Below are 21,207 nucleotides of genomic sequence, written 5' to 3' on the forward strand. Positions count from 1 at the left end.
ATCAGACGATGCACGCCCCGGTTTCGACGGCGGAGACCATCGAGTCGGCCATCGCGAGCTGACGGCTCACCTCGGATGCGGTGAGCGCGAAACCGGTGTCGGTATCGTCGACGGCCGCACCGAACACCATGCCCAGGATCTGCCCCTGCGGATCGACGAGCGGTCCACCGGAGTTACCCTGCTGGATCAGCCCGCGCAGTGTGTAGACCTCCCGCTCGACGGTGCCGCTGCGATAGATGTCCGGTCCCTGCAGATCCAGGGTTTCGCGGATTCGGGCCGCACTGGCGGTGTACGGTCCGCCACCCGGATACCCGAGGACGATGGCGTCGTCACCCGACTCCGCCGGGGTCGCGGAGAACGCGAGCGGCGGCGCAGTCAGGCCCGGGACCGAGAGAATCGCCACGTCGACCGCCGGGTCGAACAGCACGACCTCCGCGTCGAGTGCACGCCCGTTGCTCTCGACGGTCACGGCCGCGGTGCCGGCGACGACGTGTGCATTCGTCATGACCCGCTCGGGCGACACCACGAAGCCCGACCCTTCGAGCGCCTTCTGGCAGCTCGGCGCGACACCGTTGATGCGCAGCACGCTCGAATGCAACTGCGCAGGGATCGGCCCGTCGAGCAGTGTGCCGTCGGGAACGGCGACCTCGGCGATCGGTGTGCGACCGAACGGCCCGATCACCTCGGGTAGCCCCGAGGTGTCGAGAAGTGCCGAGAACTCGTTGGGGATCGCCCGCATCCAGTCGGTCGCGAGATTGTCGACCGTACCGAGCACCTTCGATCCGCGCACCGCCGCGGATATCTGCGGTTGCGCCGCGGACGTCAACGGGATGGCCAGCAACCACGCGGCGATGAGTACCGCCACAGATTGGAGTCCCGCGCCGATCACGCTGTCGACCGCGCGGGCGCTGGGGCTGTGCATGCTGCTGCGAGCGGCCCGGCCGAGCACCATGCCCGCGACCTCCCCGACCACCACCAGCACGATGATCAACACGATCCCCGCCAGTATCCGCAGCCGTCCCTCGTCGACATGGACGAGAACGTGCGGTGCGATGAGGATGCCGGCCACGGCACCCAACAGCACCCCGAGGAATGCCAGCGCCGACGCCACCGCCCCCTGTCGCAGGCCGGACGACGCCGCGATGATCACGACGAGGACGAGGACGAGGTCGAGCCAACCCGATCCGGTCATGCGTCGATCACCCCCGATTCGAGTTCGGCTTGCACCACTTCCAGATCACGGACGTCGCTGTGGTCCCACTCGATCTCCCACCCCGACACTGCGAACAGTCCCGCGAGAACGCCCGCGGTGAAACCCCACACGAGCATGCTGTCGACCTGGAATGCCGGGCCGCGATACCCCATCCGGTGGGAGACCTGGAATCTGTTGTCGGGCTCGAGCAGATCGCGCAGGGGTACACGCACGACGCGAGCCGCTTCGGCGGGGTCGACCACCCCTACCGGGCTGGGCTTCTCCCAGTACGCAACGACGGGGGTCACGTCGAACCCCGACGGCGGAATGAACAGTTCGGGAAGCACCGCCAGCGGTCGGACCCCGTGCGGGTCGAGTCCGGTCTCCTCCTGCGCCTCACGCAGGGCTGTCGCGATGGGGCCGTCGTCCTCGGGGTCGGCGGCGCCACCGGGAAATGCGACCTGCCCGCTGTGCTGGCGCATGGTTGCGGCGCGCTGGGTGAGCAGTACCTCTGCGTCGGCCGGCAGACCACCGCGGGCAAGAGGGTCGGGCTCGGGCGATCCTCCGAACAGGACGAGCACCGACGCCTGGCGCGTGACCGTCCCGTGCGGAGCTTCTCGGGTCAGGACGGGATTGAGTCCGTGTGGATCGGTGGGCTCGACCGTGGCGACACGCCGCAGCCAGTACGGCATCATGCGACAACCCCCAGATGTGTCTCGACAACCTCGGCCACCTCGTCGGCGCTGCGGAACGGTTGGGGCAACACCTCGGCGACCGAACCGTCGGCGCGCACGAGCACCGTGACAGGCAGTACCGCCGGGGCAGCCACCGCTGCTTGCACGCGTCCCGAACCATCCTGCACGCCGGGCAGCCGGACGTCGTACTGAATGAGCCGGTCCAGCGCGTTCGCCTCGTTGGGATCGGTGTGCACGGTCACCACCGACACTGCGTCGCCCACACGCTGCGCGTACTCCTCGAGCACCGGAAGTTCTTCGGCACACGGAGCGCACCACCATGCCCAGAGGTTGATGACGGCGGGTCGGCCGGCGAGCCCGGCGGCGAGGTCGACGGCACTGCCGTCTCCCACGCACTCGAAGACCGATCCGGCGAGTGGTCCCTGCGGAGGTGCACCGGTCGGCGCCGGGCACGGCAGTAGGTCCGCTGCGGCGCGCAGTGGGGCGAGCGCCTGCGCGTCGTCCTGGGGACGACGGTCGACGGGTGCTGCGGAGGTGCCCGGACCGTCGGTGGGACCAGGGTCGGGGGTGTCGCTGTCGCGGGGCCAGATGGCCACGATCAGCGCGATCACGACGACCAGTGCCGCCAGGCTCCAACGGCCTGCGCTCGAAGGACGCACCACCCTCACCGCCCGGCGAGCTCGAGCAGATGCTCGGTCTCCGGTCCCTTCACGAGCCCCGCGGCGATCTGCGGGTCGGTGGGCCCGATCCCGTAGGACGGGCAGTCCTTCGCGAGCACGCACACTCCACACGCCGGCTTACGTGCATGGCAGACCCGACGCCCGTGAAAGATCACCCGATGGGACAGCAGGGTCCATTCCTTACGCTCGATGAGCTCGCCGACCAGATGCTCGACCTTCACGGGGTCGGTTTCGTCGGTCCATTTCCACCGGTTCACGAGCCGCCCGAAGTGGGTATCGACAGTGATTCCCGGCACATCGAAGGCGTTACCGAGGACCACATTCGCCGTTTTCCGGCCGATGCCCGGGAGCGTCACGAGGTCTTTCATGCGGCGCGGAACCTCGCCGTCGAAACGCTCGAGCAATGCCTGGCCCAGGCCGATCAGCGAATTCGCCTTGTTGCGGTAGAAGCCGGTGGAGCGGATGTACTCCTCGAGTTCGGTGCGGTCGGCTTCCGCGTACGAGCGAGCGTCCGGGTAACGCGCGAAGAGAGCCGGCGTGACCTGGTTGACGCGTACATCAGTGCACTGTGCGGACAGGATCGTCGCGACCGCGAGCTCGAGCGGAGTGGTGAAATCGAGCTCACAGTAGACATGCGGGAAGGCCTCCGCGAGGCGTCGGTTCATCCGCCGTGCGCGCCGGACCAGACCGAGGTGGGACTCGGGGCCCCGAGTCCGACGTGACCTGCGCGGGCTTCGATCTGCGGCGCGAACAGGACTCGAATCGAGGCTCTCGGACGGGGTCGGTTGCACCTGGACCACTGTACGTAAGGGGTCCGACTCAATCCGGGGCCCGTGTCTGTTCTGAGATCTTGCCCGTGTTTACTTCCCGTCATGCAAGCTCTTGCTGTCGTACTTCTCCCGGTGCTGCTCATGCTGTTTGCACTCGCCATGGAAAGGGTCGAATCGCGATTGAGTCGATTGTCCGTTCGCCAGCAGGAGGTCGAAGAGTTCCTCGACCAGGCGGACCACGACGACGTCCACGCACTCGCCCGCGAAGGATTCCCCGGCGCATTGGCCCGGTTCAACCGCCGTCGGAGGCGCAGCGACACCTCCGATTCCGTCGACACTCCGGATCTCCTGGACGCGAGCCGCGCGAGCTGACGCAGGTACCGGCCGGTAGCATTCGAGGGCGGGACCCGACATATACGGAAAGGTTCCGTGGTGTCGGTCACTCACACATGCGGCAGGCACAGTAGACTTGGCGTCCGTACGCCGGAATGGTGACCCTTGCCGGGATGCCTTGGACGTGCACACCCGCCAGTTGAAGAACAACAAGAATCATCCCAAAAGGAGCGCACGTGGACGAGGTCCTGGCCAGAGCAGGCATCTTCCAAGGAGTCGAGCCCTCTGCGGTTGCGGCGCTGATCAAGGAGCTGCAACCGGTCGATTTCCCGCGCGGCCACGTCATCTTCAACGAGGGCGAACCGGGCGATCGCCTGTACATCATCGTCTCCGGCAAGATCAAGCTCGGGCGGCGCTCGCCGGACGGTCGCGAGAACCTGCTGACGATCATGGGCCCCTCCGACATGTTCGGTGAGCTGTCCATCTTCGACCCGGGCCCGCGCACCTCCACCGCCACCACCGTCACCGAGGTGCGTGCTGTGAGCATGGACCGTGAAGCGCTCAAGGCGTGGATCGACCAGCGGCCCGAGATCGCGGAGCAGCTCCTGCGCGTGCTCGCCCGTCGTCTGCGGCGCACCAACAACAGCCTCGCCGACCTGATCTTCACCGACGTCCCCGGTCGTGTCGCCAAGGCGTTGCTGCAGCTCGCACAGCGTTTCGGCACCCAGGAAGCGGGTGCGCTCCGTGTCACCCACGACCTGACACAGGAAGAGATCGCCCAGCTCGTCGGCGCATCCCGCGAGACGGTCAACAAGGCGCTCGCAGACTTCGCGCACCGCGGCTGGCTGCGGCTCGAAGGCAAGAGCGTGCTGATCTCGGACTCCGAGCGTCTGGCGCGTCGCGCCCGCTAGGGACCATCTCCGACAGACTCCGCTTACGAGCGAGGCCGGGACACCATGGGGTGTCCCGGCCTCGCTCGTTCGTTCTTGCCCTGCGGGCTACCCGCGCAGATATGCCAGCTGGACGTTCACCGACTTCTCGGCCGCGCCCCACAGAGACTCGTCGACGTCGGCATACACGTGTTCGACCACCTGCCGTGCCGAGGCCTCGTCACCGAGGGTGCGCAACGCACTGCGAACCTGGTCGAGTCGTTGCTCCCGGTGCGCCAGGTATCCCCGAGCGATCGTCTCGAGGTCGGGCAGTTCCGCACCGTGTCCGGGTAGCACCGTGTACCCCGGGCCGAGTTCGATGTACGACCGCAACGAACCCAGATAGTCGCCGAGGTCGCCGTCCGTGTCGTCGAGCACGGTCGTTCCCCGCCCGAGGATCGTGTCGGCGGTGAGGACGCTCCGATCGTCCTCCAGAACGAACGACAGCGAATCCGCCGTGTGCCCCGGTGTGGCGAGGACCCGAACGCGGAGTCCCCCGGCTTCGACGACGTCGCCGCCGGACAGCTCGGTACCGCCGCCGTGCCGGTGTTCGGGTGTCACGGCGTGAACCGGACTTCCGGTGAGCTCCGCGAAACGCTCACCGCCTTCGGTGTGGTCGAAGTGTCGGTGACTGATGAGTGTCATCGCGACCGGGACCTGCGCGACACGCGCGAGGTGCGCCTCGTCGAGCGGACCCGGGTCGATCACGATGCACTCGTCGCTGTCCGGTGCGCGCAGGATCCACGTATTGGTGCCCTCGAGGGACATCACCGACGGATTCTCGGCGAGTAGCACCGCCGCATTCTCGGTTACCTGTCGCAGTTGCCCATAGGCAGGATGAACGAGCGCCATGATCAGCGCACCTCGACCATCAGCTCTACCTCGACGGACGCAGCGAGCGGAAGTTCGGCGACACCGACGGCGGATCTCGCGTGAGCGCCGGCCTCGCCGAAGATCTCGCCCAGCAGTTCCGAGGCTCCGTTGACGACACCGGGCTGTCCGGTGAATCCGTCGGCCGAGGCCACGAATCCGACGACCTTGACGATCCGCACCACATTGTCGATACCCACGAGGGCATCGACTGCGGCCAGGGCGTTGAGCGCCGAGATACGGGCAGCGTTCTTCGCGTCCTCGGCGGACACGTCGGAGCCGACCTTGCCGACGTACGCCAGGGTGCCGTCGACCATGGGAAGCTGGCCCGAGGTGTAGACAGTGTTCCCGCTGCGCAGGGCCGGCACATATGCGGCGACCGGCTTGGCGACCGGCGGCAGGGTGATCCCGAGTTCGGTCAGACGTGCGGTCCAGGTTTCAGCCATGGGGTCAGCTCTTCGGACGCTTGAGGTACGCGACGTGCTGTTCGCCGGTGGGTCCCTGCAGAACCGTCACCAGTTCCCACCCGTCGGAACCCCAGGTGTCGAGAATCTGCTTGGTCGCGTGCGTGAGCAGGGGCACGGTTGCGTACTCCCACGTAGTCAATTCACTCATGACCTGACCCTATCCGGCGCCTTTCCCGCTTGACGACTTATAGGCTCGACACCGTGGCGACACAGACATCTCATTCCGGCACATGGCCGGCCAAGGCCGCGCGGGCGCGACTGCACTTCGTGTCCGGCAAGGGGGGCACCGGAAAATCCACCGTCGCGGCGGCCATAGCGCTTGCCCTCGCGTCGGGGGGCCGGAAGGTTCTGCTCGTCGAGACCGAGGGCAGGCAGGGAATCGCGCAGCTGTTCGACGTGGCGCCGCTGCCTCCGGTGGAGACCAAGATCGCAACCGCTGAGGGGGGCGGAGTGGTCATGGCCCTCGCGATCGACATCGAGGCGGCGTTCCTGGAATACCTCGACATGTTCTACAACCTCGGGTTCGCGGGCCGCGCGATGCGCAAGATCGGCGCGATCGAGTTCGCGACGACACTCGCTCCGGGACTCCGCGATGTGATCCTCACCGGAAAGATCAAGGAGACCGTGGTGCGCACCGACAAGTCCGGTGAGCGCCTGTACGACGCGATCGTGGTCGACGCTCCACCCACCGGCCGGATCGGCAGCTTCCTCGATGTGACGAAGGCGATGGCCGACCTCGCGAAGTCGGGACCGATCCGCTCGCAGAGCGAAGGTGTCGTGCGGTTACTGCATTCCGACGAGACCGTCGTGCACCTGGTCACGCTGCTCGAAGCACTGCCCGTACAGGAGACGGCCGACGCGGTCGACGAACTCGAGGCAGCCGACCTGCGGATGGGCACGGTGATCGTCAACAGGACCGAGCCCGAGCATCTGCCGGACACACTCGTCGACGACGTCGCCGACGGCCGCATCCCCGCCGGATCCATCCGGTCCGCGTTCGAACGGGTCGGGTTGACGCTCTCGGACGACGATTTCGCCGGATTGCTCACAGAGACCATCGAGCATGCCTCGATACTGCAGGCGCAGCAGGTCAGCGCCGCCCAACTCGACGACGTGAAGGTGGCACGGATGTCTCTACCGCTGCTTGCGGACGGGGTCGACCTCGGCGGACTGTACGAGCTCGCTGAGCTTCTCGCCGAGCAGGGTGTCCGATGACCGAGCGGACGGTGCGCACGGCACCGGTGCTCGATGTCGCGAAGATCCTCCACGATCCGACGTCGCGTGTGATCGTGTGCTGCGGGTCCGGGGGTGTCGGTAAGACGACGACGGCGGCATCGCTCGCATTGCGCGCGGCGGAGCAGGGTCGCAAGGTCGTGGTGCTCACGATCGACCCGGCGAGGCGGCTGGCCCAGGCGCTCGGTGTGCAGAAGCTCGACAATTCGCCGCAGAAGGTGCCGCTCGAGCCCGGCGCGACGGGCGAGCTGCACGCGATGATGCTGAACATGCGGCGCACGTTCGACGACATGGTGCTCGAGCATTCCACGCCGGAGAAGGCCCAGCAGATCCTCGACAACCCCTTCTATCAAACGGTGGCGTCGTCGTTCTCCGGTACGCAGGAGTACATGGCGATGGAGAAACTCGGCCAGCTCGCCGCGAGCGACGAGTGGGATCTCATCGTCGTGGACACCCCGCCGTCACGGAATGCCCTCGACTTCCTCGACGCACCGCAGCGCCTCGGCGCTTTCCTCGACGGTCGGATGATCCGTATCTTCACTGCCCCGGGTCGTGGACTCGGCCGGATCGTGACGGGTGCAATGGGCTTGGCGTTGAAGGCGGTGTCGACGATCGTGGGCAGCCAGATGCTGTCGGATGCGTCCGCATTCGTGCAGTCGCTGGATTCGATGTTCGGCGGGTTCCGTGACCGCGCCAACCGCACCTATCAGCTCTTGCAGCAACCCGGAACGCACTTCATGGTCGTCGCGGCCCCGGAACCGGATGCGCTGCGGGAGGCGTCGTTCTTCGTGGAACGGCTGAGCGGCGACAGGATGCCGCTTGCGGGTCTCGTGCTCAACCGGACGCACCCCACGTTGTCGTCGGTGCCGGCCGACCATGCGTTGACCTCGGCCGACCTCCTGGCCGAACAGGGTGGTGAGGATGCGCCCGCCGCAGAGGCCGTGCTCCGCATCCACGCGCATCGCGCCGTGACGGCGAAGCGAGAAGTCCGCCTCCTGCGTGGATTCACCTCGGCGAATCCACGTGTGCCGGTCGTCGGCGTGCCGTCGTTGCCTTTCGAGGTGTCGGACCTCGAAGCGCTGCGGGCGGTGGGCGACCAGTTGACCCGTCAGGCCTGAGTGTTCCGGGCGGCACGCACGACCTTCCCCGTCGTGCGTGCTCCGGCGTCGTCACACAGGCAGTTCTCTCACCGGCTCGCGGCTCTCACAGACTCGCGGTCATACCGCGTTCTGGTGCTGCCGCTGCGCCTCGAAGAAGTCCGACCAGGACTCGACCTCCGGGTGCTGCTTGAGGAGTGCACGACGCTGACGTTCGGTCATCCCTCCCCACACTCCGAACTCGACGCGGTTGTCGAGTGCGTCCGCGCCGCACTGCAGCATCACGGGGCAGTGTCGGCAGATCACCGCCGCCTTCCGCTGTGCCGCACCTCGGACGAACAACTGATCGGGGTCTACCTCGCGGCATCGAGCCTTCGAAACCCAGGCGATGCGTGCTTCTTCTTCGTCGACGTCGAGCCTGGTCATAGGAGTGGTCAGGTGCATTCAGTTCCCCTTTGCTTCCCGAACTCCGGTGCACGGAGTTCCCGAGGACGCACAATTTTGCACTTAGCATGAAAAAACTTGTACGTCTTCACTGTCGAGGTGTTACCTGCATCACACTGCTGTCTCAATCTAGGTAAACTGATGCCCGCGCGCAAGGCGAACGAAACCTTTTCTGGTACGCCCGTGCATAGCTGCACGTCGGACGGCGTTTCGCCTCCCTGGAATCGTCGCCTGCTCCGATCGGCACGTAGGGTGTACCCGTGTCGATCCGAAGTACTGTGGCGAAACTTGCCGGTTGCACGGCCCTCGGCGGTGTCCTCGTGGCCGGAATGCTCTTCCCGGCCGCGGGCGGATTCGGGTACGTGTCGAATCGCGCCGCGGACACCGTGGACAACAGTTCCGCCGAACTCGTCGAGGGGATCGTTCCCGCCGTCACGACGATGGTCGACTCCGCCGGCAACCCGATCGCGTGGCTGTACGACCAGCGGCGCTTCGAGGTACCCAGCGACCAGATCTCCAACGAGATGAAGCTCGCGATCGTCTCGATCGAGGACAAGCGCTTCCCCGAACACCAAGGCGTGGACTGGCAGGGCACCATCCGCGCCTTCCTCACCAACACCAGTAGCGGACAGGTCGAGCAGGGAGCGTCCACGATCGACCAGCAGTACGTGAAGAACTACCTGCTGCACGTCGTGGCGAAGACCGACGCGGAACGCCGCGCGGCGATCGAGACCACACCGGCCCGCAAGATCCGCGAAATCCGGATGGCACTCACTCTCGACGAAGAGTTGTCGAAGGACGAGATTCTCACCCGCTACCTGAACCTGGTGCCGTTCGGAAACGGCTCGTTCGGCATCCAGGACGCCGCCCAGACCTATTTCGGGATCGACGCCAAAGACCTGAACGTCACGCAATCAGCCATGCTCGCGGGCATGGTGCAGTCCAGCTCCGCGCTCAACCCGTACACGAACGAAGAGGGCGTGACCAACCGCCGAAACATCGTGCTCGACACGATGATCGACAACATCCCCGAGCGGGCCGAAGAGATCCGGGCGGCGAAGGCCGAACCACTCGGTGTCCTCCCCGAGCCGAACACCCTGCCTCGCGGCTGCATCGCAGCGGGCGATCGCGGATTCTTCTGCGAGTACGCACTCCAGTACCTCGCGAACTCAGGTCTGTCACGAGAGCAGATCGACAAGGGCGGATACATGATCCGCACTACGCTCGATCCCGAAGTGCAGAGTTCGACCAAGGCCGCGCTCGATCAATACACGAGCCCGACCGTCGACGACGTCGCAACAGTGATGAACGTGATCGAGCCTGGCCAGGACTCCCATCGTGTCCTCGCCATGGGATCGAGCCGCACCTACGGTCTCGACGGCGACGCCTACGAAACGGTCCAGCCCCAGCCCTACTCGCTCGCCGGTCACGGCGCGGGATCGATTTTCAAGATCTTCACCGTCGCCGCGGCGATGGAGAAGGGCCTCGGCACCAGCGCAGTCCTCGACGTGCCCGGCCGCTACAACGCACAGGGCCTCGGTGACGGCGGTGCGCGTGGCTGCCCCGCCGGCTACTACTGCGTCGAGAACGCCGCGCCGTACCCGCCTGCGCTGTCGGTAACCGATGCACTCGCGCAGTCCCCGAACACTGCGTTCGTGAAACTGATCGAGGCGACCGGCGTCGACTCCGTCGTCGACATGTCCGTCCGCCTGGGCATGCGTTCCTACTCACAGCCCAACACCTCGGGCTTCGGCGAGCAGTCGATGGCCGACATGCAGAAAGATCAGCACCTCGGCTCGTACACACTCGGCCCTACCTGGATCAACAACCTCGAGTTGTCGAACGTGGCTGCCACCCTCGCCTCACACGGCAGGTGGTGCCCCCCGACCCCGATCGACGGCGTGTTCGATCGTGAGGGCAAGCCTGTACCGATCACGCAGCAGGCGTGCGAGCAGGCCGTCGAACCGGGCCTGGCCGACACCCTTGCCAACGCGATGAGCAAGGACACCGCAGGCGGAGGTACCGCTTCCGGAGCTGCGGGCAGCACCGGATGGAACCTGCCGGTGGCAGCCAAGACCGGTACGACCGAGTCGCACATGTCGTCCGCGTTCATGGGCTTCACCAACCGGTACGCCGGGTCCGTCTACACCTACGGCGACTCCCCCACGCCCGGCCAGATCTGCGCCAACCCCGTCCGCCCCTGCTACGACGGCAACCTGTTCGGCGGCACCGCCCCCGCACACACCTGGTTCACTGCCATGACTCCGGTCGCCACCAAGTTCGGTTCCGTCGAGCTTCCGCCGACCGACCCGCGTTACGTCCGCGGCGCAGGTAACGCCCAGGTTCCCGACGTCACGGGCCTGTCGCGCGATCGGGCCGTGCAGCGCTTGCAGGACGCGGGATTCTCGGTGTCGGAATCGACGACGAAGGCCGAGGAGAGGGCAGGCACGGTCACCGGAAGCTCACCGTCCGGCTCGGCGGTACCCGGGTCCACGGTGACGATCTTCATCAGTGACGGATCGGTGCGTGCGGCACCGACGACGAGCGCAACGCCCGCACGGCCGAGCGGTAGCGAGGTTCCGGACACCACGGTGCCGTCGGCCCCAGCCCCGGTCCCCGGCCGACAAGAACCGGCTCAGACCGAGTCGGCGCCGCCCGACGAGAGCGAGTCGGAGAGCCCGGCGGCCACGACGACACCGTCGGCGCCGGATCCGGACAACTAACTGACGGACGGTCAGAGTCGCGACCGCACCGCCGCTGACAGGCGCTTTCCATCCGCCTTGCCCGCGGCGATCGCGGTCGCGACCTTCATGACCTGGCCCATGTTCTTCGGACCGGGACGCGCACCGAGCTCATCGGCGACCCTGCCGATCGCGGTGTCGACCACGTCGACGAGTTCCGCGTCGGTCAGCGGAGTCGGCAGATACTCATCGATGATGCGAGCCTCGGCATGCTCCTTGGCTGCGAGTTCGCCACGACCGTTCTCGGTGTAGACCTCAGCGGCCTCGCCGCGCTTCTTGGATTCCCGCGACAGAACCTTGATGACCTCGTCGTCGGAGAGTTCGCGCGCTTCCTTCCCCGAGACTTCCTCGGTCTGGATCGCGGCGAGCAACATCCGCAGCGTCGCCAAGCGCAGTTGGTCCTTGGCCTTCATCGCGGCAGTCATGTCTGCACGCAATGTGGATTTGATTGAGGAAGCTGTATCCGTCATACCCCAGAACCTACGCCGGGACCGTCGAAGCACGTGCGCAGACGTGCAGCGGCGGTACGCTGGAGAAGTGCCTGACCTTTCTCCCCTCACACGTGTCGCCGCGGGTACCGCAGGAGCTGCCGTCCTCGGTCTCGGTTATGCAACGCTGATCGAACGCAACGCCTTCACCCTCCGGGAGGTCACCGTCCCGGTCCTCGCACCGGGTGCAGCGACCCTCCGCGTGCTGCACATCAGCGACCTGCACATGATGCCGGGGCAGAAACGCAAGCAGAACTGGCTCAGGGAACTCGATCGCCTCGAACCCGATCTGGTGATCAACACGGGCGACAACCTGTCGCACCCGAAGTCGGTTCCCGCCGTCGTCCAGGCGCTCAGCGGCCTCCTGGCCCGGCCGGGCCTCTTCGTGTTCGGCAGCAACGACTACTTCGCGCCTGTCCTGAAGAATCCACTCGCCTACTTCGACAAGGACCACGACCGCGTGTACGGGCCACCGCTCCCCTGGGGCGACCTGCGCGCAGCGTTCAACGAACGCGGCTGGCAGGACATGACGCACGTCCGGCGCGACATCGAGGTCGGCGGCGTGCGTATCTCGGTGGCCGGTGTCGACGATCCGCATCTCGAACGCGATCGCTACGAGACCATCGCCGGAGCTGCCGACAAGTCCGCAGACCTTCGCCTGGGACTGACACACTCCCCCGAGCCGCGAGTACTCGACCGTTTCGCCGACGACGGGTACGACCTCGTACTCGCCGGCCATACCCACGGCGGACAGCTGTGCCTGCCGTTCTTCGGTGCTCTGGTGACCAATTGCGGCATCGACCGGTCGCGGGTGAAGGGCCCGTCCCGGTGGGGTGCCCATATGCAGCTGCACGTGTCGGCAGGAATGGGTACCTCCCCGTTCGCCCCCGCACGCTTCTGCTGCCGCCCGGAAGCCACTCTTCTGACCTTGGTTCCGGCTCCGCGCGACGAGTCTCGGAGGTCCGCGGGCAGCGCCGCGGAAAGCGCGGGGTCTCGTCGCTGACTTTCGGAATCTCATCCCTGAGCTTCTCGTCACTGACCAGGCGATTTAACCTTCATACGAGTCGTGTTGTAAGCTGACCGAGGTTCATCACGGGGTGTGGCGCAGCTTGGTAGCGCGCTTCGTTCGGGACGAAGAGGTCGTGGGTTCGAATCCCGCCACCCCGACTCGTGGAACAGTCGATCAGGGCGCATTCTCCAACCGGAGAATGCGCCCTGATCGCGTTCACGGACGTTCTCCCGTCACGCCCCCACGTATTCCGCGAGATGCTCACCGGTGAGTGTCGACCGCGCGGCGACGAGATCCGACGGCGTCCCCTCGAAGACGATGCTGCCGCCATCATGGCCCGCACCGGGACCGAGATCGATGATCCAGTCGGCGTGCGCCATGACCGCCTGATGGTGCTCGATGACGATCACGGACTTGCCGGAATCGACGAGACGGTCGAGCAGGCCGAGCAGGTTTTCGACGTCGGCGAGGTGGAGGCCGGTGGTGGGCTCGTCGAGGATGTAGATCTCACCCTTTTCTCCCATGTGGGTGGCGAGCTTCAGCCTCTGCCGTTCGCCACCGGAGAGCGTGGTCAGCGGCTGCCCGACCTTGATGTAGCCGAGCCCGACGTCCACCAGGCGATCCAGGATCTTGTGCGCCGCCGGAATCTTCGAGTCCGCAGATCCGAAGAACTCCTCGGCTTCGGCCACAGACATCCGCAGGATCTCGCTGATGTCCCTGCCACCGAATTTGTACTCGAGCACCTCGGCCAGGAAACGCTTTCCGTCGCACACCTCGCAGGGGGTCGCGACTCCGGCCATCATCGCGAGGTCGGAGTAGACGACGCCCGCGCCGTTGCAGTTGGGACACGCACCTTCCGAGTTCGCGCTGAACAGCGCCGGCTTGACTCCGTTGGCCTTCGCGAAGGCCTTGCGGATCGGGTCGAGCATGCCTGTGTACGTCGCAGGATTGCTGCGCCGCGATCCCTTGATCGCCCCTTGGTCGATGGTGACCACGCCGTCGCGGCCGGCCACCGACCCCCCGATGAGCGAGCTCTTCCCCGACCCCGCGACACCGGTCAGCACCACCAGCACGCCGAGGGGGATGTCGACGTCGACGTTGCGGAGATTGTTGGTGTCGGCGCCGCGCACTTCGAGTGCGCCGGCCGCTCGGCGTACCGACGATTTCAGCGAGGCACGGTCGTCGAGGTGTTTACCGGTGAGGGTGTCGCTCTTTCGCAGGCCGTCGAAGGTGCCCTCGAACATCACCTTGCCGCCGTCGGTACCTGCACGTGGACCGAGATCGACGACATGGTCGGCGATCGCCATGACCTCGGGCTTGTGTTCGACGACGAGCACGGTGTTGCCCTTGTCGCGTAGTTGCAGCAGGAGGTCGTTCATCCGCGCGATGTCGTGCGGGTGCAGGCCGATCGTCGGTTCGTCGAAGACGTAGGTGACGTCGGTGAGCGACGACCCGAGATGGCGGATCAGCTTGGTCCGCTGTGCCTCACCACCGGAGAGCGTGCCGGCCGGGCGTTCGAGTGACAGGTATCCCAGACCTATGTCGACGAAAGACTCGAGGTTCTGCCGCAGGTTGTCGAGCAGAGGCCCCAACGATGGTTCGTCGAGATCTCGAACCCACTCGGCGAGGTCGCTGATCTGCATCGAGCACACGTCGGCGATGCTCAGTCCCTTGATCTTCGACGACCGCGCGGCCTCGGTGAGGCGCGTGCCGTCGCACTCGGGACAGGTCGAGAATGTGATCGCGCGATCCACGAACGCACGAATGTGCGGCTGCATCGCTTCGCGATCCTTGGACAGGAACGACTTCTGGATCTTCGGGATCAATCCCTCGAAGGTCACGTTGACACCCTCGACCTTGATCCTGGTCGGTTCCTTGTAGAGCAGGTCGTTCAGTTGCTTCTTCGTGAACTTGGCGATCGGCTTGTCGGGATCGAAGAAACCGCAACCGCGGTAGATTCGTCCGTACCAGCCGTCCATGCTGTAGCCGGGAATGGTCAGCGCCCCTTCGTTGAGCGACTTTGTCTCGTCGTACAGCGCGGTCAGGTCGAAATCGGACACCGATCCCCGACCTTCGCAGCGCAGGCACATCCCGCCGGTGATCGTGAAGGAGCGGCGTTCCTTCACCGTCCGGCCCCCGCGCTCCATCGACACCGCGCCGGCACCGCTGACCGAGGCGACATTGAAAGAGAACGCTTGGGGAGAACCGATGTGCGGCTTACCCATCCGGCTGAAGAGGATACGCAGCATGGCGTTCGCGTCGGTTGCGGTACCCACGGTGGAGCGCGGGTTCGCGCCCATGCGTTCCTGGTCGACGAGGATCGCCGTCGTCAGCCCGTCGAGCACGTCCACGTCGGGTCGGGCCATGCTCGGCATGAACCCCTGCACGAATGCACTGTAGGTCTCGTTGATCAGCCGCTGCGACTCCGCGGCGATCGTGCCGAACACCAGCGAACTCTTGCCGGATCCGGAGACTCCGGTGAACACCGTCAGCCGCCGCTTCGGGATCTCGATGCTGACATCGCGGAGGTTGTTCACCCGCGCCCCGTGGACGAGGATCCTGTCGTGACTGTCGGCAGCGCTCAGTTCACGCGACCGGGTGTTCGCCCTGGCGGACGGCGTCATCGGTGTCTCCGTTTCTCTCTGTCCGGAACCTCGCTCCGGAGGCCCGCGATAATCGACCTGTTCGACTGTGCCACGCGGTTACTGCAGCGTCAGCCGGATCAACGGGTATTCACGATCGGACTTGCTCTGATACTTGGCGATTCGCGGCTGTTCGGCCGCCAGACGCTGCCAGGCCTGTTCACGCTCGGCACCGCGAAGTTCGTGTGCTCTCGCGGAGACCGGTTCGCGACCCGGAAGCTCCACCGACACGCCGTCCGGGTGCGCCATCAGGTTGGCGTGCCAGTCGGGGTTCACACTGCCACCGCCCGACGCGATGACGAGGACGGCGTCGTCGCCGTCCGCCAACCGCATCAGGGGTGTTTCACGCCGTTGTCCGCTCCGTCGACCGATCGTGTGCAGGATCAGCATGTCCATGCCCATCGTCCGGCCCTTGCCCCGTCGGATCTTCCGCATCGTTCGTGCGTTGGCTGTGCGCTGGAACCAGCGTGAGAGCGCCCCCGGCGTGCCGGGTGGTCGCGTCCGGTCGGTACCTGTTCCGTCGCCCTGCTCCATCTCGACCTCCACTCGAAGTTTGAATACCTTGCAGCTCAACTGGTTTGGTTGATCCGAATCAGATTGCCCGCGGGGTCGCGGAAGGCGCAGTCGCGCACGCCGTAGTCCTGATCCATCGGTTCCTGAAGGACCTCCGCGCCGCTGGCCTCGAGACGCGTGAACAGCCCGTCGAGGTCGTCGGTGGCGAGGGTGACCGCACCGTAATTGCCTTTCGCCATCAGTTCGAGGATCGTGTTCCGCTCGTCGTCGCTGATGGTGGGGTCCGCCGCAGGCGGGTTCAGGACGATCGAGGTTTCGGGATGGTTGGGGGGTCCGACGGTGATCCACCGCATGTTCTCGTAGCCGACGTCCTTGCGGACCTCGAATCCGAGGGTGTCGCGGTAGAACGCCAGGGACGCTTCCGGATCGGTGTGCGGGAGGAAGGTGTAATGAATGGTGATGTCCATGGCCGTAACGCTAGCGACGGCCGGACACCTGCGCTTCTCGATTCCTGACCGGTCTCGTGATCTGTTTCGCGACGCACGCCGGAATACCTTCCGTCCCGTATTCGGCCTTGTCCTTGTAGACGCTCGGCGGCATACCGACCAACTCGGTGAACCGCGTGCTGAATGTCCCCAGCGACGAGCAGCCCACTTCGAAGCACACATCGGTGACGCTGAGGTCGCCTCGACGAAGGAGCGTCATCGCACGTTCGATCCGGCGGGTCATCAGGTACGAATAGGGCGATTCGCCGTAGGCCTTCTTGAACTGGCGACTCAGATGCCCCGCCGACATACCCACCCCGCGCGCGAGCGCGTCCACGTCGAGCGGCTGCGCGTACTCGCGATCCATACGGTCGCGGACACGGCGCAACAGCGTGAGGTCTCGGAGACGCTGCGCATCGCTATTCGCCACGTGCGCGATCGTCCTCGGTCACCGTGTCGTTGTCCAGCGGTGACCGAACACACTGAGCCGAACACCCCGGAGCCGGGTCAACTCGATTTCCGCTCGATGAGCTCGACCGGGAGCCGCGTGGACTCCACCGCGCGTCCCTGCACGAGTTCGAGCAGGCTGCGCACCGCGGACGCCCCGATCTCGTGGGCGGGCGAGCGGACCGTCGTCAGCGGGACGGGTAGCTGCTCGACGATGGGAATGTCGTTGTATCCCACGAGTGCGAGGTCGTCGGGGATGGTCAGCCCGAGATCGCGCGCGACTCCGAGGACACCGATCGCGATCGTGTCGCTGACCGCGAAGATCGCACGGGGGCGATCCGGGCGATCCAGCAGTGCGCGCGCGGCCGTCACGCCCCCGGCCACGTCGAAGCCCGACCGCACCATCCGGTCGGGACGCGGCGGGAGCGCTGCACGCGCGAGCGTGTCGACGAAGCCGGCGCGGCGGTCGCGGGCCGTGCTCGCGTGGTCGGGGCCGGCGATGATTGCGATATCCGAGTATCCGCGGTCCAGAAGGTGCTGCGCGGCGAGGCACCCGCCGCGGTAGTCGTCGCCTACGACGAAGGGCAGTCCCGCGTCGGCGTGCCTGGTCACGCACAACAGCGGAAGCGGCCCGAGTGCGAGCGACTCGACGAACGGGCCGCCGGGGATGTGCAGGCTGCTGAGCAGCAGGCCGTCGACCTGCCGACCGACAAGTAGCGAGATGGCGCGGCGTTGCGCCTCGAGGTCGTCGGGAGGACTCGACAGCAGCACCGAGTACCCGGCACGCTCGGCCGCTTCCTCGATGCCCTGGTAGGTCGTGGCGACGACGCCGTCGGTGAGTCTGGGCATCACGACCCCGAGCGTCGTGGTCTTGCGGGTGCGCAGGCTCGCTGCCCACAGGTTGGGGCGGTAACCCAACTCCTCTGCCACCTCCCGCACACGTAGGGCGGAGTCCGACCATCCGTCGACGGGTTCGGGTTGACGCAGCACCCGCGATGCCGTCGAGACGTGCACACCGGCGCGCTCGGCGATCTCCTTGAGAGTCGGCGCGCGGTCGGATCGGGCCATTCGGGCTCTCCTGCTCTGTCGCATCGATGCCGGCGCCGGGTTGACGACCCACATGACTCGCCCTAGCCTAGGTGATGCAAACGTTCTCGCAATCGTTCTTGCATACGATTGCACAAACGATTTTCCTCACCTCGAACCCACCAGCCACGACCCCGGAGAACCACATGTCGAACCCCCAGTCCCTGACACAGCTCTTCGCCCTCGACTCACTGCTGGAACCGGAAGAGATCGCAATCCGCGATACCGTCCGCAAGTTCTCGGACGACCGCATCCGTCCACACATCGCGCAGTGGTTCGAAGACGCGAAGCTCCCGGCCCGAGACCTCGCGAAGGAATTGGGCGGCCTGGGCGTCCTCGGCATGCACCTCGACGGCTACGGGTGCGCCGGAATGAGCGCGACCGCGTACGGTCTGGCCTGTCTGGAACTCGAGGCGGTCGACTCCGGCATCCGCAGCCTCGTCTCCGTGCAGGGCTCCCTCGCAATGTTCTCCATCCACCATTGGGGCAGCGAGGAACAGAAGCAGGAATGGTTGCCTCGCATGGCCGCCGGCGAGGCGATCGGCTGCTTCGGCCTCACCGAACCCGACTTCGGCTCCAACCCGGCCGGGATGCGCACCAACGCCAAGCGTGACGGCGACGACTGGATCCTCAGCGGCACCAAGATGTGGATCACCAACGGATCGATCGCCGACGTCGCCGTGGTGTGGGCGCAGACCGACCTCGACGAGGGGCCCAAGGGCATCCGCGGCTTCGTCGTTCCCACAGACACCCCGGGCTTCTCCGCCCCTGAAATCCACGCCAAGATGTCGCTCCGCGCCTCGGTGACCTCCGAGCTCGTCCTCGACGGAGTGCGGCTGCCGTCCTCGGCGATGATGCCGCTCGCGAAGGGCCTGCGCGGCCCACTGACCGCGCTCGGCGAAGCCCGATTCGGCATCGCCTTCGGCGCGATCGGCGCTGCGCGCGATTGCCTCGAGACTGCCATCGACTACGCACAGTCACGGATCGTGTTCGACAAGCCGCTCGCCTCATTCCAGCTGACTCAGGCCAAGATCGCCGATATGGCGCTCGAGGTGGGCAAGGGACATCTTCTCGCCTACAACCTCGGCCGCATCAAGGACCGCGGCGAAGTCACCCCCGAGCAGATCAGCACCGGCAAGCTCAACAGCGTCCGTGAGGCCATCGCGATCGCGCGTGAGTGCCGCACGATCCTCGGCGCCAACGGCATCACCCTCGAATACCCGGTCATCCGGCATGCCAACAACCTCGAATCGGTGCTGACCTACGAGGGCACCTCCGAGATGCACCAGCTGACGATCGGCAAAGCACTGACGGGAGAGGCCGCATTCAGGTGACCACGCAGACGGGTGGCGCCCTGGACGACCTGGTGATCGCCGACTTCGGCCGCGTCCTCGCCGGCCCTTACGCCACGATGATGCTCGCCGACCTCGGCGCCGAAGTGATCAAGGTCGAACGCCCGGGTACCGGGGACGACACCCGCAGCTGGGGCCCGCCGTGGGTCGGCGAGGAATCCTCGTACTTCCTCGGAGTCAATCGGAACAAGAGATCGGTGGCTCTCGATCTGTCCTCGCGGGAGGGACTCGACGAGGCCCGCCGACTCGTCGAACGCGCCGACGTCATGGTCGAGAATTTCCTGCCGGGCACCATGGACCGCCTCGGCCTCGGCTATGAGCAGGTGCGCGAGATCAATCCGGATGTCGTGTATTGCTCGATCACCGGATTCGGCGGGCACAACAACCTACCCGGTTACGATCTGCTGATCCAAGCGGTCGGCGGCCTGATGAGCATCACGGGCCCCGACGCCGACACCCCCACCAAGGTCGGTGTCGCGGTCGTCGACGTCATCACCGGAATGCATGCGGCACTGGGCATCCTTGCGGCGCTGCGACACCGCGACCGCACCGGCCAGGGGCAGCGCGTCGAGGTCAACCTCCTGTCATCGCTCCTGTCGGCCCTGGCGAACCAGTCCTCCGGGTACGTGGCTGCGGGAGTCGTTCCCACCGCCATGGGCAACCGGCACCCCAGCATCGCGCCGTACGAACTGTTCACCACCGCCGACCGTCCGCTGGTGCTCGCCGTGGGCAACGACCGTCAGTTCGCCTCACTGTGCAGCGTGCTCGGTCTCGACGAACTCGCATCCGACGAGCGGTACGCCACGAACGCGGCGCGCGTGGCCAACCGCGACGTGCTCGTGAAGACGATCAACGAGGCCCTGTCCTCCGAGACCGCCGACACGTGGTTCGATGCGCTGACCGCGGAGCGGGTCCCTTGCGGGCCGCTCAACGACCTAGCCGATGCGATCGCGCTGGCCGAACGGCTCGGGCTCACACCGGTCGTCGAGATCGACGACGAACGGCGCGAGAGGCCGCTGCGACAGATCGCCAACCCGATCCGTCTCAGCGCCACACCCGCGACATACCGGACCACACCGCCACGACTCGGCGAACAGTGACTCGGCGAACAGTGAGGATGCAGTAGACCTCACAAAGCACACTTTTCGCATCCGATGGCAGAGTGGTTGGTGCACGGACACCGACACGAAGGGCCACCATGGCGTTCTGGGATCAGCTCAAGGCGAAGACCACCGAACTGAGCGCGCAGCTCAAGACAAAGACGGATCAGTTCAAGAACAAGGAGTTTGCGAACGCCAGCATGGCGATGTGCGCGCTGATTGCGGCCGCCGACGGCAGCATCGACCCCTCCGAACGACAGAAGACTGCGGCGCTGATCATGAGCAACGACCTTCTGTCGGTGTTCCCGAAGGACGAGCTCCGCGAGAAGTTCGATTGGTACTGCAGCAAGCTCGAGTCCGATTTCGACTTCGGCAAGGTCGAAGCCACCGCCACGATCGCCAAGTTGAAGTCGAAGCAGGATCAGGCCCGCGCGGTCATCCAGATCGGCATCATCATCGGGGGCGCCGACGGGCACTTCGACGACCACGAGAAGGCCGCTGTGCGCGGCGCTGCACATGCGGTCGGGATCAACCCCGCAGAGTTCGATCTCTGACGTCGATTCGAACGACAATGGAGCCGCGCACTCACTCGAGTGCGCGGCTCCACCTCTCCGCGGCCTCGTTGCGGCGAAGG

The 21,207-nt window shown here is 66.0% G+C and carries 23 protein-coding genes and 1 tRNA gene; 10 read left to right on the forward strand and 14 right to left on the reverse strand.

Translation table 11 applies throughout. From position 1 onward, the window contains the following. Position 1 precedes the first annotated feature (1 nt). Genes Q7514_RS27430 through nth form a run of 4 tightly spaced genes read right to left on the reverse strand, consistent with a single transcriptional unit; the run spans position 2 to position 3,358 of the window. A complete protein-coding gene (locus tag Q7514_RS27430) occupies positions 2-1,192 on the reverse strand; it encodes a MarP family serine protease (protein WP_330136428.1) in 1,191 nt (396 codons plus the stop codon). Then, the gene (locus tag Q7514_RS27435; RefSeq protein WP_330136429.1) at positions 1,189-1,887 is read right to left on the reverse strand and encodes an NUDIX hydrolase; all 699 of its coding nucleotides are present in this window, start codon (positions 1,885-1,887) and stop codon (positions 1,189-1,191) included. Before Q7514_RS27435 ends, Q7514_RS27430 begins: the two co-directional genes overlap by 4 nt. After that, the gene (locus tag Q7514_RS27440) at positions 1,884-2,546 is read right to left on the reverse strand and encodes a TlpA family protein disulfide reductase (RefSeq protein WP_330136430.1); all 663 of its coding nucleotides are present in this window, start codon (positions 2,544-2,546) and stop codon (positions 1,884-1,886) included. The genes Q7514_RS27435 and Q7514_RS27440 overlap by 4 nt, the downstream gene beginning before the upstream one ends. Before the next feature lie 5 nt (positions 2,547-2,551). Further along, the gene (gene nth / locus Q7514_RS27445) at positions 2,552-3,358 is read right to left on the reverse strand and encodes an endonuclease III (protein ID WP_408016198.1); all 807 of its coding nucleotides are present in this window, start codon (positions 3,356-3,358) and stop codon (positions 2,552-2,554) included. Positions 3,359-3,439: 81 nt separating this feature from the next. On the opposite strand from nth, the gene Q7514_RS27450 reads away from it, so the two are divergent. Both Q7514_RS27450 and Q7514_RS27455 read left to right on the forward strand, forming a co-directional pair. After that, positions 3,440-3,709: a hypothetical protein gene (locus tag Q7514_RS27450; RefSeq protein WP_330136431.1), complete on the forward strand. Its 270-nt coding sequence runs from the start codon at positions 3,440-3,442 to the stop codon at positions 3,707-3,709. A 197-nt stretch (positions 3,710-3,906) separates the two neighbouring features. Then, positions 3,907-4,581 (forward strand): Crp/Fnr family transcriptional regulator, encoded by a 675-nt coding sequence (locus Q7514_RS27455; RefSeq protein WP_132474876.1) that lies wholly within the window; start codon positions 3,907-3,909, stop codon positions 4,579-4,581. Between the two features lie 87 nt (positions 4,582-4,668). Here Q7514_RS27455 and Q7514_RS27460 read toward each other — a convergent pair whose 3' ends face one another. The 3 genes from Q7514_RS27460 to Q7514_RS27470 are packed head-to-tail and all read right to left on the reverse strand — an operon-like array spanning position 4,669 to position 6,084. Next, a complete protein-coding gene (locus Q7514_RS27460; protein WP_330136432.1) occupies positions 4,669-5,451 on the reverse strand; it encodes an MBL fold metallo-hydrolase in 783 nt (260 codons plus the stop codon). 2 nt (positions 5,452-5,453) lie between these two features. Continuing rightward, positions 5,454-5,915 carry a RidA family protein gene (locus Q7514_RS27465; protein ID WP_330136433.1) on the reverse strand — a complete coding sequence of 154 codons (462 nt, stop codon included), beginning with the start codon at positions 5,913-5,915 and terminating at the stop codon, positions 5,454-5,456. Positions 5,916-5,919: 4 nt separating this feature from the next. After that, the gene (locus tag Q7514_RS27470) at positions 5,920-6,084 is read right to left on the reverse strand and encodes a hypothetical protein (protein ID WP_132474880.1); all 165 of its coding nucleotides are present in this window, start codon (positions 6,082-6,084) and stop codon (positions 5,920-5,922) included. 53 nt (positions 6,085-6,137) lie between these two features. On the opposite strand from Q7514_RS27470, the gene Q7514_RS27475 reads away from it, so the two are divergent. Beyond that, positions 6,138-7,151, forward strand: coding sequence for an ArsA-related P-loop ATPase (locus Q7514_RS27475; protein ID WP_330136434.1), 1,014 nt, complete (start codon positions 6,138-6,140; stop codon positions 7,149-7,151). Continuing rightward, positions 7,148-8,287 (forward strand): ArsA family ATPase, encoded by a 1,140-nt coding sequence (locus tag Q7514_RS27480; RefSeq protein WP_330136435.1) that lies wholly within the window; start codon positions 7,148-7,150, stop codon positions 8,285-8,287. Before Q7514_RS27475 ends, Q7514_RS27480 begins: the two co-directional genes overlap by 4 nt. A gap of 99 nt (positions 8,288-8,386) precedes the next feature. Here Q7514_RS27480 and Q7514_RS27485 read toward each other — a convergent pair whose 3' ends face one another. Further along, on the reverse strand, positions 8,387-8,710 hold the full coding sequence (locus Q7514_RS27485; RefSeq protein ID WP_054713697.1) for a WhiB family transcriptional regulator: 324 nt from the start codon (positions 8,708-8,710) through the stop codon (positions 8,387-8,389). 278 nt (positions 8,711-8,988) lie between these two features. Here Q7514_RS27485 and Q7514_RS27490 point away from each other — a divergent pair, with 278 nt between their 5' ends. Continuing rightward, positions 8,989-11,433, forward strand: a complete 2,445-nt coding sequence (locus Q7514_RS27490; RefSeq protein WP_330136554.1) for a penicillin-binding protein — start codon at positions 8,989-8,991, stop codon at positions 11,431-11,433. Positions 11,434-11,444: 11 nt separating this feature from the next. On the opposite strand, the gene Q7514_RS27495 is transcribed toward Q7514_RS27490, so the two are convergent. Continuing rightward, on the reverse strand, positions 11,445-11,921 hold the full coding sequence (locus tag Q7514_RS27495; RefSeq protein WP_330136436.1) for a GatB/YqeY domain-containing protein: 477 nt from the start codon (positions 11,919-11,921) through the stop codon (positions 11,445-11,447). 67 nt (positions 11,922-11,988) lie between these two features. Here Q7514_RS27495 and Q7514_RS27500 point away from each other — a divergent pair, with 67 nt between their 5' ends. Both Q7514_RS27500 and Q7514_RS27505 read left to right on the forward strand, forming a co-directional pair. Further along, a complete protein-coding gene (locus Q7514_RS27500; RefSeq protein ID WP_330136437.1) occupies positions 11,989-12,942 on the forward strand; it encodes a metallophosphoesterase in 954 nt (317 codons plus the stop codon). Positions 12,943-13,032: 90 nt separating this feature from the next. Then, positions 13,033-13,106 (forward strand) — tRNA-Pro (locus Q7514_RS27505). Positions 13,107-13,181: 75 nt separating this feature from the next. On the opposite strand, the gene Q7514_RS27510 is transcribed toward Q7514_RS27505, so the two are convergent. The 5 genes from Q7514_RS27510 to Q7514_RS27530 all read right to left on the reverse strand — a co-directional run bounded on the left by Q7514_RS27510 (position 13,182) and on the right by Q7514_RS27530 (position 18,103). Beyond that, positions 13,182-15,572 (reverse strand): excinuclease ABC subunit UvrA, encoded by a 2,391-nt coding sequence (locus Q7514_RS27510; protein WP_330136438.1) that lies wholly within the window; start codon positions 15,570-15,572, stop codon positions 13,182-13,184. 78 nt (positions 15,573-15,650) lie between these two features. Then, complete coding sequence (locus Q7514_RS27515) at positions 15,651-16,124, reverse strand: nitroreductase family deazaflavin-dependent oxidoreductase (RefSeq protein ID WP_330136555.1); 474 nt, start codon at positions 16,122-16,124, stop codon at positions 15,651-15,653. A 35-nt stretch (positions 16,125-16,159) separates the two neighbouring features. Then, a complete protein-coding gene (locus Q7514_RS27520; RefSeq protein ID WP_330136439.1) occupies positions 16,160-16,570 on the reverse strand; it encodes a VOC family protein in 411 nt (136 codons plus the stop codon). 10 nt (positions 16,571-16,580) lie between these two features. After that, positions 16,581-16,955 (reverse strand): helix-turn-helix transcriptional regulator, encoded by a 375-nt coding sequence (locus Q7514_RS27525; protein ID WP_330136556.1) that lies wholly within the window; start codon positions 16,953-16,955, stop codon positions 16,581-16,583. A gap of 140 nt (positions 16,956-17,095) precedes the next feature. After that, positions 17,096-18,103: a LacI family DNA-binding transcriptional regulator gene (locus tag Q7514_RS27530; protein ID WP_330136440.1), complete on the reverse strand. Its 1,008-nt coding sequence runs from the start codon at positions 18,101-18,103 to the stop codon at positions 17,096-17,098. Positions 18,104-18,267: 164 nt separating this feature from the next. Here Q7514_RS27530 and Q7514_RS27535 point away from each other — a divergent pair, with 164 nt between their 5' ends. The 3 genes from Q7514_RS27535 (at position 18,268) to Q7514_RS27545 (ending at position 21,127) form a co-directional block, all read left to right on the forward strand. Next, positions 18,268-19,455 (forward strand): acyl-CoA dehydrogenase family protein, encoded by a 1,188-nt coding sequence (locus Q7514_RS27535; RefSeq protein WP_330136441.1) that lies wholly within the window; start codon positions 18,268-18,270, stop codon positions 19,453-19,455. Beyond that, on the forward strand, positions 19,452-20,573 hold the full coding sequence (locus Q7514_RS27540) for a CaiB/BaiF CoA transferase family protein (RefSeq protein ID WP_330136442.1): 1,122 nt from the start codon (positions 19,452-19,454) through the stop codon (positions 20,571-20,573). The genes Q7514_RS27535 and Q7514_RS27540 overlap by 4 nt, the downstream gene beginning before the upstream one ends. A gap of 98 nt (positions 20,574-20,671) precedes the next feature. After that, complete coding sequence (locus tag Q7514_RS27545) at positions 20,672-21,127, forward strand: tellurite resistance TerB family protein (RefSeq protein ID WP_132474895.1); 456 nt, start codon at positions 20,672-20,674, stop codon at positions 21,125-21,127. Positions 21,128-21,207 lie beyond the last annotated feature (80 nt).

It is taken from the genome of Rhodococcus artemisiae (genome assembly GCF_036327795.1).
In the GTDB taxonomy this organism is placed as follows: Bacteria; Actinomycetota; Actinomycetes; order Mycobacteriales; family Mycobacteriaceae; genus Rhodococcus; species Rhodococcus artemisiae.